The sequence below is a fragment of the Nocardia citri genome, from assembly GCF_054065835.1.
Genome location: NZ_JBSUQM010000007.1, coordinates 132,620 through 146,226, shown reverse-complemented (window position 1 = coordinate 146,226; position 13,607 = coordinate 132,620). Strand labels below are relative to the sequence as shown.

Sequence of the window (13,607 nt, the reverse complement as noted above, 5' to 3'; positions counted from 1 at the left end):
TGCGGTCCGCGGTGTCGTTGTGCTAATCATCAGCTGCTCACCTCGGTTTCGTCGGCAGGCAGGTCCACGATCATCGTCAATCCTCCGCCCGGTGTCGGTTCGGCGTGCACGGTGCCGCCCATCGCCTCGACGAAGCCGCGCACCACCGACAGCCCGAGCCCGACCCCGGTGGTGTTGTCGCGATCGCCGAGCCGCTGGAACGGCTCGAATAATTGCTCTTCGGTGCCCGGCGGGACACCGGGACCGACATCCACCACGGCGATAGATACCTGGTCGCCGTCGCGGTCCGCAGTGACTCGCACGGGCGTATCGCGCGTCGAATGCCGCAGCGCGTTATCGACCAGATTGGCCAGCACCCGCTCGAGCAGGCCGCTGTCGGCCCGCACCGAAACCTCGCCGACCTCCACCTTCACCCGATCCATCGCGGCGCGCCGCAGCCCGCGCGCGCCCATCCCGACGCTCACCAGCGCCTGGTGCACAACCTCGTCCATGTACACCCGACGCAACTGTGGCTGCACCACGCCGACCGCCAAGCGCGAGGAGTCGAGCAGATTGCCGACCAGCGCGGTCAGTTGATCCACCGATTCCTCGATGGTTTCCAGCAATTCGACGGTGTCCTCGGGCGAGAATTCGATGTCGTCGCTGCGCAGACTGGAAACCGCGGCCTTGGCACCGGCCAGCGGCGTGCGCAGGTCGTGACTCACCGCGGACAACAGCGCCCGACGCAACCGGTCGGCCTCGAGCAGGGCCGCAGCGGCACTGGCCTCTTCGGCCAGCCGGGACTGGCGAACCAGCCCGGCCGCCTGATTGGCGACCGCGTTGAGCACCGGTCGGTCGGTCGCGGCCAGGGGCCGTCCGGCCAACAGCAGCCAGCTCGTCGCATCGCCCGCCTGAATCGCGGTCTCGGCCTCGGACGCCCGCTGCGGCGGACTCGTGCCTGCCGCCGCGATCACCTCGTCGCCGCACTGCATACTGACCGCGCGCAGCCCATAGGTCTCGCGGACCTGTTCCAGCAGATTGGGCAGATCCGCACCGTGTAGCACGGCACCGGCGAACAGGGTCAGCAATTCGGCCTGTTGGGAGGCACGGCGCGCCTGGCGGGTCTGCTTGGCGGCCACATCCACCAGCGCCGCGACCGCCACCGCGACGATCAGCAATACCACCACGGTGACGAAGCTGTCCGGTTCGGCAATGGTCAGGCTGTAGCGCGGATCGACGAAGAACCAGTTCAACAGCACGCCCGACAGCAGCGCGGAAAGCGCCGCGGGCACGACGCCACCCAGCAATGCCACCGCGACGACGCCGATGAAGAACACCGCGCTGAGCCCGCCGAGCTCGAGGTAGCCGTCCAGGAACGAACAGATCACCGAGACCAAGACCGGCACCAGCACCGCTGCGAGCCAGGCCCGGATCGGCTGGCGCGGCATCAGTGAATAGCGCCGCAGCCCACGGTTGGCCTCCTCATGCGTGACCATATGCACATCGATCTTGCCGGAGGCCTGCACCACGGCCGAACCGATGCCCTCGTCGAGCATGCGCGCCCAACGCGAACGCCGGGAGGTGCCGATCACCAACTGGGTCGCGTTCACCTCGCGGGCGAATTCCAGCAGCGTGGTCGGCACATCGTCCCCGGTGACCGTGTGCAGCGAGGCATCCAGACTGGCTGCCAGTTCCCGCAAGCGGTTCAGCCGTTCGGTCGACACCCCGGCCAGACCATCGCCGCGCACCACGTGCAGCAGGACGAGTTCGGCACTGGACTTGGTCGCGATGCGACTGGCCCTGCGCACCACGGTCTCCGACTCCGGACCACCGGTCACCGCGACGACAACACGTTCGCGTGCTTCCCACAGCTCCGTGATCTTGTGGTCGGCCCGATACTTCGCCAATGCGGCGTCGACCTGGTCGGCCAGCCACAGCAGCGCCAATTCGCGCAGCGCGGTGAGGTTCCCGGGGCGGAAGTAGTTGCGCAGCGCCGCGTCGACCTTGTCGGCAGCGTACACGTTGCCGTGGGAAAGCCTGCGCCGCAACGCCTCCGGCGTGATATCGACGAGTTCGACCTGATCCGCACCGCGCACTATGGCGTCGGGCACGGTCTCCTTCTGCTGGATGCCGGTGATCTGCTCGACGACGTCGTTGAGGCTCTCCAGATGCTGCACATTGACCGTCGAAATGACATCGATGCCCGCGGCCAGCAGCTCCTCGACATCCTGCCAACGCTTGGCATGTTCGCTACCCGGAGCGTTGGTGTGCGCGAGTTCGTCGACCAGCACCACCGCCGGGGCGCGCCGCAGCACCGCCGCCACATCGAGCTCGGGCAGCGTGGTGCCGCGGTAGGCGACCATGCGCGGCGGAATCTGCTCGATGCCCGCCAGCAGTTCCGCGGTTTTGGCTCGGCCGTGTGTCTCCACTACCGCAGCTACCACGTCGCGGCCGCGTTCGAGTCGGCGATGGGCCTCGCCCAACATGGCGTAGGTCTTGCCGACTCCCGGTGCCGCACCGAGGTAGATGCGCAGTTGCCCGCGTTTCAACGTAGAATACCTTCTCGTGTCCTTAGTATCGGTACGTGCAGTTATCTATCTCCGAGTCAGCCTGGACACCACCGGTGACGGGCTTGCGGTCGAACGGCAGCTTGAAGACTGTAAGCGCATCGCCGAGGTAAAAGGGTGGTCCGTTTGCGATATCTATACGGAGAAACCTGTATCGGCCTTTAACAAGGTGAAGTCCCGTCCAGAATACGACCGAATGGTGCACGACTACCGGGCCGGACGCTTCAACGCGCTGATCACATGGGACCTCGACCGCCTGACTCGGCAACCACGGCAATTGGAAGACTGGATCGACGCGGCGGAGACCAACGGACTCCGGCTGGTTACCGCGAATGGTGAGGCCGATCTTCAGACAGACGGCGGGCGCATGTACGCCAGGATCAAAGCGGCGGTGGCACGCGCGGAGATGGAACGAAAGGGTGCCCGCCAGAGCAGAGCGCAGCGACAGAGGGCCGAGAAGGGGCGCCCACCGAAAGGGCCCCGCGGAACCGGCTGGACTGCGGACGGAGATCTCGATCCAATCGAGGCTCCCGCGATCAATGCGGTCTATGAGGCCTTCGCAAACGGAGCATCACTGCGCGCGATATCGGCAGCACTGTCCGGCGCCGAGCCTGTCGTGCAACGAATCGGAGACGACACCATGGTGCAGGACCTCCCGAAGTCGGTGCCCGCCTTACCTTCCCGCACGGGCCGTCCGTGGAATCCTGCGACTGTCCGACACATTCTCCGGAATCCGCGGTACGCGGGCTGGAGTGCGCTCGGTGGCGAAATCGTTCGAGATGCAACTGGTGCGCCGGTTCGAGGACGGTGGGAACCGATCGTCTCCGATAGTTTGTGGTTGGCAGTCCAACGTCTGCTGGACGATCCTGCAAGAAAGACGAGCCGAGTCGGCACTGACCGTCGCCATCTTGGATCCGGACTGTACTTCTGCGGGCCACATGGCGACAGCCGTGGCCGTGTGAAGGCGCATGGGAGTCGCTACCGATGCCCTGGCCATCTTGCGCGATCACGCGAGCAAGTAGACGAATTCGTGCTGAAGTTCGTGCGTCGACGTCTCGCCCGCACCGATCTGGCCGACCTCCTCGTCCAACCTGACGATGATCGCGTGGAAGCCTTAGTCGCTCAGGAGAAGATCCAGCGCGCCCGCATCGAACGTGCGAGATCGGACTATAAGGCCGAACTCATCGACGGTGATCTGTTCAAGGAGATCCGCGAAGAGGCCAGCGCGGAAGCTACTCGCCTGGAAGCCGAACGCCTCAGTCTCACCGCTGGTACGGCGGCGGCGGACATCCTCCGGGCCGAGTCGCCAGTCGATGCCTTCGATGCTGCCGACCTGGCGGCTAAACGTGCGGTGATCGACCTCCTGTGCGAAGTCCATCTCTGGCCCGCACCTGTAGGCCGCCAGCAATTCGACCCCAACACCGTTCAGATCATTCCGAAGTAGCGCGTCGTGCAGAACCAAGCCAAGTAGAGCCTGAACCAGACGAGGGATAGCTTGTCTGAAGTGCATAAACGGCCCGATTTCGGGCTCGGCGAAAGTGTGAACCTCCCCGACGAATTCGCCACGAAAACCCCGCGAAAAACGCGCGATTCGACACTTCCACCTTCCTTGGGAGCGCCCCGACAGCAATCACCCCGTTACTACCGCCAGGATCAGTCCGGGTCGACGGGAACGAGTAGGGCGGCCTCGATGCTGAACGAGTAGTGGCCGGGCGCGGTTCTATCGACGGATTCCACGACAGCACGGTCGCCGTCCAGCTCGAGGACCTCGAATTTCGATACGCCACCGGCTGCAAGCAGGGCTCGGTCGCCGACGTTGGGCACGGGCACGGGGTACGCGACGAGAGCCAGACCCGGCTTTCCTTCCGCAGCCCGTACGAATCGATCAACGTCCGACCCGGTCGGCCGGCTCTCGTCCTGTCGATGTCGCCCGATCTTTCGCCAGCACCCACGAAACTCCTGCGATAGCCTCTAGATTCGGAATCCGCATGCAACCGCGGATCGGTAGTTGGGGGCCTACAGATGAGCATCAGTTCCCGTCGATCAGTATCGCTTCACTGGCGTGCCGGTTGGCTCGGTCACAGGATCACTCGACATATCGCCTTCGGCGTGGCAGTCGTCACCGGAGTGGTCGCGGTGCTCTTGTCGCCCTTTTTGCTTCTGCTGCTGCCTACGGCGAACAGCGTCGACTGGGGCCGACTGCGCGAAGTCAGCCAAGCCTACGGGGCGACATCGACAATCGTGTCGGCACTCGCTCTCTGCGGGGTTGCGACTTCCCTCTTCATACAGACCCGACAGTTCAAGGCATCTCGATACGAGACAGTTCGTCGCTACCACCTGGACTTGAACCGTATTGCGCTGGAGGACCCGACGATTTACGGGCCGTGCATCGGGCGGCTAGTCGAACCACCCGGCATCGAGGCCCGCCAATTCTATTACACCGCTTCGTGGATGCGGTATGGACTGATGGCCTATGAGTCTGGCGTAGTCAGCGAACGGTCGCTACGCGAGGATCTGTTTGGCGTTGTATTCCGTAGCGAGATCGGCCGAGACTACTGGAGTCAGACCGGGGCATTGTGGGGGGAGATGATGGCGAGCTACAACCACCGGACCCGGGCATTCAAACGCATCGCAGACGAGGAATACCGAAAAGCCGTAGCGGCCGGACCGGCACCGATCACGTGGGATGCGATCCGCGCGTCACAGCAGACAGCCGGTCCCCGGGAGCTGTCCAACTCCCGCGAACAAACGAAGTGGCTGACGTCTGGTTTCGTCGCCCTCACGATCAGCGCTGGCGTCGCACTCGGCGTCGCGATCGGAAAGTCGAACTTGAGCCGCTTCGACCGGTAACTTACAAGGTCAATCCGCTTGTACGCTGTGCTTACTGCGAAAGATACACTATGTCCGCGAGCGCAATTTCGAAAGTTTAGTGTTGTTCTCAGGGCCTGGTCACAGTGCCATTCCGGCCGTACGGAGAAGATGGTGGCCGGGTCAGCCGATGGGGAGGTGTCCCGGAGTGGGATCTGGCGTGGGCTGATGCTCGTAATCGGTGGTGGCTCCACCGGATTCGGTGTCGCCCTGCTGTCCGGGGTTCACGCCAGCTTTGGCCAGCCCCTCGCGACGGCCCTAGCGGGTGCCGGCGCGCTCACCGCAGGCGTCCTGGCCTACATCAGTGGACAGCGCAGCCGCGAACTCGCCGAGAACCACCACCAAGCCGACTCCCGCCGCGCCAAGGAATCCGCACTACGCGACCGCTACACCGTAATCGCCACCCAAATCGGCGACGGATCCGCCGCGATCCGGCAAGCAGGGGTCTACGCGTTGACCGCGCTCGCCGACGACTGGCATGCCTTCGGCGAAGACGATGAACGGCAGGTCTGCATCAACCTGCTGCAGTGGTACCTCCGTGTCCCGGGCGCCCTTCCTGACGAAGAGTCGCTTTGGCCAGATTTGGCCGAACTCGAAATACGGCAAACCATCGTCGGCATCCTGACCCAACGCCGACAGCTTCCCGCCGAGGACCCGAAATCCTGGGCTTCCACCACCATCAGCCTGCATCGGGCATCACTGCCTGGATGCGACCTCGCCGAGTCCAATCTCACCGGGCTTGATCTGGACCGCGCGGACCTGCGTGTCGTGGATCTGACCGACGCCAAACTGACAGGCGCCAAGCTCACCTACACGAAACTGGTGGCCGCGGACCTGGACGGCGTAGACCTGACCGGGGCGAACCTATACGCCGCGGACCTGACAGAGGCGTACCTGGACGGCGCGGATCTGACAGGGGCGAAACTGACCTACGTGCATCTGAAAGGTGCGGCCCTGCGTGGGGCGAACTTGACCGACGCGTGCCTGACCACCACTGAACCGACCAGCCCATACGCAATCGCCGGTCCGAGATACACCGCGGACCTGACAGGGGCGTACCTGACTGACGCCAACTTGACCAGAGCGGATCTGACCGGCGCCAACCTGACCAGAGCGGATCTGACCGGCGCCAACCTAACCGACACGAAACTGATCGGTACGGATCTCACCGACGCCAAACTGAGCAAGACGGATCTGACCGTCACTCTTACGCGTGATGAGCACACGCGATGGCCGGCGGGGCTAGCAGTCCCGACAGATTGACTTTGGTGCGTACATGGCAGCCTTGTGAGATCAATACTGTCGGCGCTGTGCACACAAGCGAAGAACCTGCATGTCAAAGAGCATTTCACCACAATCTATTAGTGTTCAAGGTCCCGATGAGCGGCACCAATCACACGAGACGGCAGAGCTGGCTTCCGCCAGCCTCGTCGCTATATGTGCGATACTGGTGTAGCTGGCTGATCCGGCCACATGGTCGGGGTAGGTCAGACGTCAAGGAAGGCGCCCGCGTGGCGCCTTCTCTTCTGTCTAGCGTGGCCACTTGTAGATTCCGTCTCGACGGACACTTACTTCCTGGATCTGAACGGCTGCGAGCCTTCCCCACATAGTGTCGTCGCAGATCTTGGTCGTCTTACCCTTTGCCGGGACCGCCTTCCGCGACGCCGCGTAAGCGACGAGATCGGCAAGCTGGATGAAGTAGCTGTGTTGCGAGTCCCGTCCAACAGGGTCTTCCACGAGCAAGCGGGCATCGCCGTATCCGCCACCTTGCCAGTTGTAGCGACGGAAGCGGCGGAGGTGCTTCCTGACTCGATCTTCTTCGCCCTTATCGTGGACAATCACGATCGGGTGGCCGTCGCCAGTACGCTTGCGGAGTCGCGTAAACAGATACTCCCAGGATGTCTCAAAAACATCGATGTCCGGTTTAGCGATCTCGGACTTGTGGATCGTGATCGCGCAAGCTCCACTCGATATCCCTACCGCAGCATCGATATGGCGCTGGTAGATGTCGCGGACCTGGCCGTCGCCAAGTCCGAGGTCACTATAGGTCTTCTTGATCCCGACAAGGTGATTTGCCTTGACCTCCTGCTTAATTGGCAAGCCGTAGGTGTCCCGAAGGTTTCGGCGAAGATTGACGAGATAGTCAAGCGCATCGGTCCAAGTGTGCATCGGAATGAGAACGCATCCGAGGGTGTAGGTTTGCGATCCACCCCCGTCCACAGACCCCGTGTCGCCCGTCTCGTCGATATACGCAAACTCCGCAGCGAACCGCCGTTCTTGAACTGCGGTCATCCAGCGACCGCCTCGCCGTCCAGGACCACGCGGTCATCCTGCCCCTGAACCAATGACGTAACTTCCACCGACTCATCATCCATCAGTCACCAACACCAGCAATACGAAATCTACAGCGCGGCAACAAATCTCTCGCGGCTAGTTGTGCCATGTCATGAGGTTTGTACTTCCGGCCGTGTCGGCAGCTCCTCGGTGTCGTGCACCAGCCAGCGCAGGAACGCGACCACGTGCGCGTTCAAGTTCGAATCAGACTGGGCGACGGCGGTTTTCGCGCGTTCGTGAAGTTCGGGGTCGACTCGGACTGTCATAACCGGAAATCGGTGCTGACTAGGCATTTTTCGATTATCTCACGGTGGACGTCCACCAGCGCGCAACGGTAAAATTGAAGGTGGACGTCCACCTTTGACCTGGGCAAATAAGCAGGGAGAACTGCAAATGAAACCGCCATTGGCGTACTACGGAGGCAAGACCACGATCGCGACCCGGATCGCCAGCATGTTGCCCGCCCACGGCCATTACGTGGAACCATTCGCGGGATCGCTGGCGGTGCTGCTGGCCAAACCCGCGGTGCGGATGGAGACCGTCAACGACATCGACGGCGACCTGATGATCTTCTGGCGAGTCCTGCGCGACCGCCCGGCGGATCTGGCGCGGGTGTGCGCGCTGACACCGCATTCGCGGGCCGAGCACGATGCCTCGCACGACGATCTGTCCGGCCTGGACGAGCTGGAGCGGGCCCGCCGGGTTTGGGTGCGAATCACCCAGTCTCGCACCGGAACCCTGCGCCGCACCGGGTGGCGCCACCATGTCGACCCGAACGGATCCGGAGTCTCGATGCCCGGCTACCTGGCCGCATACCTGGAGCGGATGCTGCCCGCTGCGGAGCGATTGGCCGCGGTCTCGCTGGAATCCCGGCCGGCACTCGATCTGATCGGCGCGTACGGCCGCCACCGCACCGTGCTGCTGTATGTAGATCCGCCGTACCTGGGCACGACCCGGGACCGCAACTACCGCCACGAGATGACCAGCGAGGCCTCCCATCGGGAGCTGGCGGCCGCCCTGCACGCCTGCCAGGCCACCGTGATGCTATCCGGGTACGCCAGCGAACTCTACGACCGCGAGCTGTATCCTCACTGGCACCGCTACGAGCTGGCATCGTTTACCACCCAGGGCGGCGCACACCGAGCCCGCACCGAAGTGCTGTGGTCCAACCACCCCCTGCGCACCCCCGACGCCGACACCCTGCCGCTCCCGGAGTTTCGTAACAGCGACGTCCCAGCTGAGGATGCAGGTTACGAAACCCGATGCCAGGCACCAGGATGCGAGAAGTCCTCACCCGCCGCAGCACTGGCCGCCCGGGCCGCTTCTGCTCCACCAGCTGCCGAATGCGCGCCCACCGTGCATCAGCTCAGCCCCCATCATGAGCCGGTCCACCTCACACATTCGGGTCTGACGTAAGCGGCGTCGTGTCGGGCACTGGTGATGTCACAGCCCCGTTCGGTACGGTGCCGCTATGGTGCGACTGCGCTACTTCACCGACTGCGACGAAACAGTCCAGGCGAAAGTCCGCGGCTGGACACATACCAAAGAATTCGTCGAACGGATCGGGATGTCCGACAGCAATCTTGGGTACGCACCCAGCGCCGAAACCGGCATCGGCCGAATCCACAACTGGGTCATCTTCGCCGACGAGCAACCTGTGGGATTGGTATCGGCGATGGTCCAGGACCGGCCGCTCAACCAGCTCGACACGGAACCCGACGATCCTGCCGACTACCCGTCGCTCGGGACGGTGACCTATATCGACCGAGAGCACCGCGGCCGCGGATACGCATCAGCGTCCAAACGTGCCATGAGCGAACACGATGCCACGAACGGAGTCCGTTCCTTCGGTTGCGTCATCGCCGCTGACAATACAACAAGCCTGAAATCGATCAGGAAAGCCGGATACGAGCGCGTCCGTGTCGAGAAGCGCGACGGCAAGCTGGATAACCTTCATTTCCGGCTGCGACGGTAATCGCATCAGCGTTCTGTGTAGAGCTGGGCGTGATCGAGGCTGAATTCCCCGATCCCCCGCAGCCACAAATGACACGTTCCGATCGCTGCCCCAACCAGCGTGTTTGAGTAGTCCGAGTCGCGGCTTTTTCGCCGCGAATTGGCGGCCATATCTACAATGATTCGCCTCCGGCTGCGATCGATTGCCGAGTGATCGCTATCTCAATGCTGTTGCATTGCTGGCGGATTCGCTGCCCGGCTCGGCGGCCGAAACGCCTTGCCCTGCTGCGGTAGGCCAACTGGCCGCCCGAGCCTTCGCACCCCGTACCTGCTTTTTGGCCCTGGTGTGGGTCGGGTTGCACAGAGAGGCGGGCAGGCACCGCCTGCCCGATAAGGCCTGCCTTTTTCGCGTAGAGGCTCCGGGGTCAAGGGTGGCCGCTAGGTCATCGGCGCAGCCGACGCCGCCAGGCGCCCTTGACGCTGGAGGGGCGCGGAAACACAATGCAGGCCGACCCACCACCAGGGCCACGCGACCGGAGGTCGCGGAAGTTCTTCCACGAGCATCGCTCGTGCACGCGGGCGCCCCGACGCCCGCGCGCCAACCACCGCATCGTGAGCCGCCGTCCGATGACTTGCATCGGGCAGTAGTCGCGGATCTGTAGACCGCTACCGATGCAGACGAGTCGACCAGCTGGAAGCGACACCGCCAGGTGTTGATACGTATGCCAACGGAACCAACCAGCTAAAGCACCGATACGTACCCACGCAACCACTTCTTTTTCTCTCAACCACCACCCAACCCTCCCCTCTTTTGATCTTTTGATTTCTGATTGCTCCCCCACCCCCTCCCAGTCCGACATCTCGTTGACCACGAAGTGGGTGATGAGATGTCGGACTGGGAGGGGGTGGGGGAGTGAGCAGAAATCCCGCCCTTTGCCCAGCTCACGGGAGGGTTGGGGTGGTGGTTGAGAACACGAATAGGTAGCACACGCGTGTGCTACCTATTCGCTACGTTTTGTCGGGGTTTTCGCGCCGCTGACCGCGCCGACCGGCACCAAGATCGACTCCTGAAATACTGCCAACGAGACACGACAAGGACCCTTCCTCGGCCGGACAGTGTGAGTCCGGCTCGTCGGTTGTTCAAGGGCGCTCCTATCGTCGCGTCGGCTGCGCCGATGGCCTGCGGCCACCCTTGAGCAACCGCCGCTCCGGACTCGTTTTGCCTGCGGAGGAAGGGGCCGGGGAACAGTCGGTGCAAAGCGCAACCACGGGTACTCGAATGGCCCGACCGGCTGAAGACACGACGGAGCCCCGGCCGAAATCTCGGCCGGGGCTCCGGGTAGGGTGGTGCGGTTTAGGCGGCGGGCGGGATGTAGGCCACCAGCTCGTAGACGCGGCCGTAGCCGCCTCCGTCGACCGGGCCGACGTAGACCAGCTGATCGAGGCGACCGCCGATCGCGAAACCGCCGGCGCGAGCACGCCGCACACCCGCGGCGATCGCACGCTGCATATCGCGATCCAAGGTGATCGAACGCAGACCCTCGTCATCAGAGTCAGCACGCTCGCCGGTCTCCAGGATCAACGCGGAGTCGATGACCGGGTCCCCGCCCTGGGCGACCATCGGCTTGCGGTTGACCCAATACAGCGGCTGCCCCTGGCTGTTGTGGCGGTGGCGCCGCACCACGGCCACGATCTCACCGGAGATCGTCGTGTTCGGTTCGACATCACGGCCGAACGGGTTACGGGCGCCTTGGCTCATCAGCTCGGCGTTGATCTGGTCCAGGTCGGTCATTGCGTTGGTCATGAGATTCTCCATGGTTGAGGTGGTGAAAGGGGGTTGAAGGGGGCAGGCTCACTGCCTGCCCTCAAGGGCTCTGCCCGGTGTGGCGGTAGAGGGCTCGCGGGTCCAGGGTGGCCACCAAGGCCATCGCCCGGGCAGGCGACGCTGTGCGCCCTTGACGAGGGAGGGACCGCCGCACACCCTCCCGCACCACCGGGGGGTTATCGGTCAGCGAATCAAGCTCAGCACCTCCCCACCGGGGTCGTCGGTGTCGGCGGCGGCGATGATCTGCGCGACCCTCGACTTCGACAACCCGACCGCGGCGCCGATCCGGCGCGTCGACTCCCCCGCCGCCACCCGGCGAAGGATCTCGGCGTCGCGGTCGGCGAGTGCGTCACCGTCCACCGCCTCGACGGTGACCGCCTGCCCGCTGTCCAACTCCGGCTGCGCGTTGTCCAGTGGTGGACGGTCGCCGTCCAGTCCTGTCCGGTCGGTGTCCAGCCGTGTCGAGTCCGCGTGAATCGGTGTCAACCCCGGCTCGGGGGTCGGTTGCGGGGTGCGCGGGACTTCGATCAGCGCGGTTAGACCGTGCGTGGCCGCCAGGCCGAACAGCGGCGCCGCGCCAGCCACGCACGCCGCGATGGTCGCGGGCAGGATGCGTTGCCCGGATTCGGCAGCGTGCAGACCATTTCCGACCACCGAAATCAGTTCGGCGGCGAACAACTCGCCCCAGAAGAACACGCGAGTCGCGGCCGGAATCAGCACGAGCTGGCGGGCGCGCCGCTGCAACGAGACCAGGGCGACGGCGGACTGGACAATCGCGCCGTCCACGAAAATCGGACCGGCCCACGCTAGACGGTGTGTAATCCCGGCCATCACGCTGAGTTCGGTCAACGCGGCAAACGACCACGCGAACGCCCCCACACCGATAACGATCGTCATCGCCAACGCGGTCAGCTCGGCCAGATCGAACCGGCCGGTGGACGGCTGGTGGACAGTGGCTGTCGAGTTCATCGGTCATATCCCTCTCGGTCGGTGGACGCCGCCCACGGGCTCCACGCCGCCGGACGAACCAGCCGTTCCTGCTCGGCGTGCAGCGCGTGCCCGGCCAGCTGATCCAGGGCGTCATCCAGATCGCTCGCTAATTCCCGGTTACGGTCTTCCAACTGCGCGGCCTGATGCTCGGCGGCATCACGGGCCCGCTCGACAGCAGCCAAGCGCTCCTCCAACTCCGCGGCCCGCTCATGCGCTGCGATCAACCGCTGCGCCAACTCGTCCCGGGAATAACCGTCCGGCGACGGCCGCGCCGTCACCGCCGCCGACACCGCTGGTGGTGTCGTGCAGATCGGCCGTATCGGCGTCCGTGCAGGCACCGGCCGCGCGGTCACCTGAGCGAGGTCGTCTCCTCCGGCCTGGGCGGGCATCGTCGCCTCGACGGTCGGGGCGCTCACCGCTCGACTCCGTCACGCTCAGCGTTCGCCAGGCTCGCGGCCAGCGCGTTGCCGGGCTGGTAGGTCGCCAACGGTGACGCGCTGCTGGCCAGCTCGCGGGTACGCGCCGCGGCGAACGCCGATGACACCGGAACCGGTGCGCTGGCGCTCATGTCGGCGGCATTCGTCCACGGCATGTGCGGATCGACGTGCTCGGCGATGTCCCACGCCTGCTCTTCCACACGAGTCACGTAGTGGGAAGTCAGCAGACCGTATTCGTCGCGCTCGATACCGCGTTCGGCGATGTAGCGGGCCTGATCCTCGCTGCGCGCCTCGATCGCCGACATCGCGCCACCGCGTCGAATCATGTTCGTGTCCGCGGCGGCCGGGTTATCGCGCCACCGTTGCGTGGCGTCGGTCAGGTACACCCATTCGTGCATCCACCGCGCCTCACCGTTGAGCCACGGTGAGGCGTATTCGCGGTAGTCCAGCGCATCGGCTGGGTCGTAGTCCTCCGCCGAGCGGGCGACGAACGACTCGGCGTGCATGAAGTCCGCACGCATCCGCTGCTCGGTCTCGGATTCGGGTTCGTGCAGTTCGGGGCGGGTATTCTCGATCATTGGTTCTGCTTCCTTCTTGGTCTCTGATGGGTGAGGTGGTCGCGGGCCGATCCATGCCGGGCGGTTCCGACGCCCG

The 13,607-nt window shown here is 64.3% G+C and carries 13 protein-coding genes; 5 read left to right on the top strand and 8 right to left on the bottom strand.

Annotated elements, in window-relative coordinates; translation table 11 throughout:
* Positions 1-29: 29 nt before the first annotated feature.
* Positions 30-2,528, bottom strand: a complete 2,499-nt coding sequence (locus tag ACW2Q0_RS13345) for an ATP-binding protein (protein ID WP_457189772.1) — start codon at positions 2,526-2,528, stop codon at positions 30-32.
* A gap of 16 nt (positions 2,529-2,544) precedes the next feature.
* On the opposite strand from ACW2Q0_RS13345, the gene ACW2Q0_RS13340 reads away from it, so the two are divergent.
* On the top strand, positions 2,545-3,990 hold the full coding sequence (locus tag ACW2Q0_RS13340) for a recombinase family protein (protein ID WP_457189770.1): 1,446 nt from the start codon (positions 2,545-2,547) through the stop codon (positions 3,988-3,990).
* 209 nt (positions 3,991-4,199) lie between these two features.
* Here ACW2Q0_RS13340 and ACW2Q0_RS13335 read toward each other — a convergent pair whose 3' ends face one another.
* A complete protein-coding gene (locus ACW2Q0_RS13335) occupies positions 4,200-4,376 on the bottom strand; it encodes a hypothetical protein (protein WP_457189768.1) in 177 nt (58 codons plus the stop codon).
* 192 nt (positions 4,377-4,568) lie between these two features.
* Between ACW2Q0_RS13335 and ACW2Q0_RS13330 the strand changes: the two genes are divergently transcribed.
* Complete coding sequence (locus ACW2Q0_RS13330) at positions 4,569-5,396, top strand: DUF6082 family protein (RefSeq protein WP_457189766.1); 828 nt, start codon at positions 4,569-4,571, stop codon at positions 5,394-5,396.
* A gap of 186 nt (positions 5,397-5,582) precedes the next feature.
* Positions 5,583-6,677, top strand: a complete 1,095-nt coding sequence (locus ACW2Q0_RS13325; RefSeq protein ID WP_457189764.1) for a pentapeptide repeat-containing protein — start codon at positions 5,583-5,585, stop codon at positions 6,675-6,677.
* 267 nt (positions 6,678-6,944) lie between these two features.
* Here ACW2Q0_RS13325 and ACW2Q0_RS13320 read toward each other — a convergent pair whose 3' ends face one another.
* Positions 6,945-7,706, bottom strand: coding sequence for a DUF3800 domain-containing protein (locus tag ACW2Q0_RS13320; RefSeq protein WP_457189762.1), 762 nt, complete (start codon positions 7,704-7,706; stop codon positions 6,945-6,947).
* A gap of 152 nt (positions 7,707-7,858) precedes the next feature.
* Complete coding sequence (locus ACW2Q0_RS13315; RefSeq protein WP_457189760.1) at positions 7,859-8,014, bottom strand: toxin-antitoxin system HicB family antitoxin; 156 nt, start codon at positions 8,012-8,014, stop codon at positions 7,859-7,861.
* Positions 8,015-8,141: 127 nt separating this feature from the next.
* Between ACW2Q0_RS13315 and ACW2Q0_RS13310 the strand changes: the two genes are divergently transcribed.
* Together ACW2Q0_RS13310 and ACW2Q0_RS13305 are read left to right on the top strand one after the other, a co-directional pair.
* The gene (locus tag ACW2Q0_RS13310) at positions 8,142-9,164 is read left to right on the top strand and encodes a DNA adenine methylase (protein WP_457189758.1); all 1,023 of its coding nucleotides are present in this window, start codon (positions 8,142-8,144) and stop codon (positions 9,162-9,164) included.
* A 55-nt stretch (positions 9,165-9,219) separates the two neighbouring features.
* Entirely contained in the window at positions 9,220-9,723 is a 504-nt protein-coding gene (locus tag ACW2Q0_RS13305) for a GNAT family N-acetyltransferase (protein ID WP_457189756.1), read from the top strand.
* Positions 9,724-11,055: 1,332 nt separating this feature from the next.
* Here ACW2Q0_RS13305 and ACW2Q0_RS13300 read toward each other — a convergent pair.
* The 4 genes from ACW2Q0_RS13300 to ACW2Q0_RS13285 all read right to left on the bottom strand — a co-directional run bounded on the left by ACW2Q0_RS13300 (position 11,056) and on the right by ACW2Q0_RS13285 (position 13,531).
* Positions 11,056-11,505: a hypothetical protein gene (locus tag ACW2Q0_RS13300; RefSeq protein WP_457189754.1), complete on the bottom strand. Its 450-nt coding sequence runs from the start codon at positions 11,503-11,505 to the stop codon at positions 11,056-11,058.
* A gap of 204 nt (positions 11,506-11,709) precedes the next feature.
* Complete coding sequence (locus ACW2Q0_RS13295; protein WP_457189752.1) at positions 11,710-12,495, bottom strand: DUF2637 domain-containing protein; 786 nt, start codon at positions 12,493-12,495, stop codon at positions 11,710-11,712.
* Positions 12,492-12,932, bottom strand: a complete 441-nt coding sequence (locus tag ACW2Q0_RS13290) for a hypothetical protein (RefSeq protein WP_457189750.1) — start codon at positions 12,930-12,932, stop codon at positions 12,492-12,494. Before ACW2Q0_RS13290 ends, ACW2Q0_RS13295 begins: the two co-directional genes overlap by 4 nt.
* Positions 12,929-13,531 carry a hypothetical protein gene (locus ACW2Q0_RS13285; RefSeq protein WP_457189748.1) on the bottom strand — a complete coding sequence of 201 codons (603 nt, stop codon included), beginning with the start codon at positions 13,529-13,531 and terminating at the stop codon, positions 12,929-12,931. Before ACW2Q0_RS13285 ends, ACW2Q0_RS13290 begins: the two co-directional genes overlap by 4 nt.
* Between the last annotated feature and the right edge of the window lie 76 nt (positions 13,532-13,607).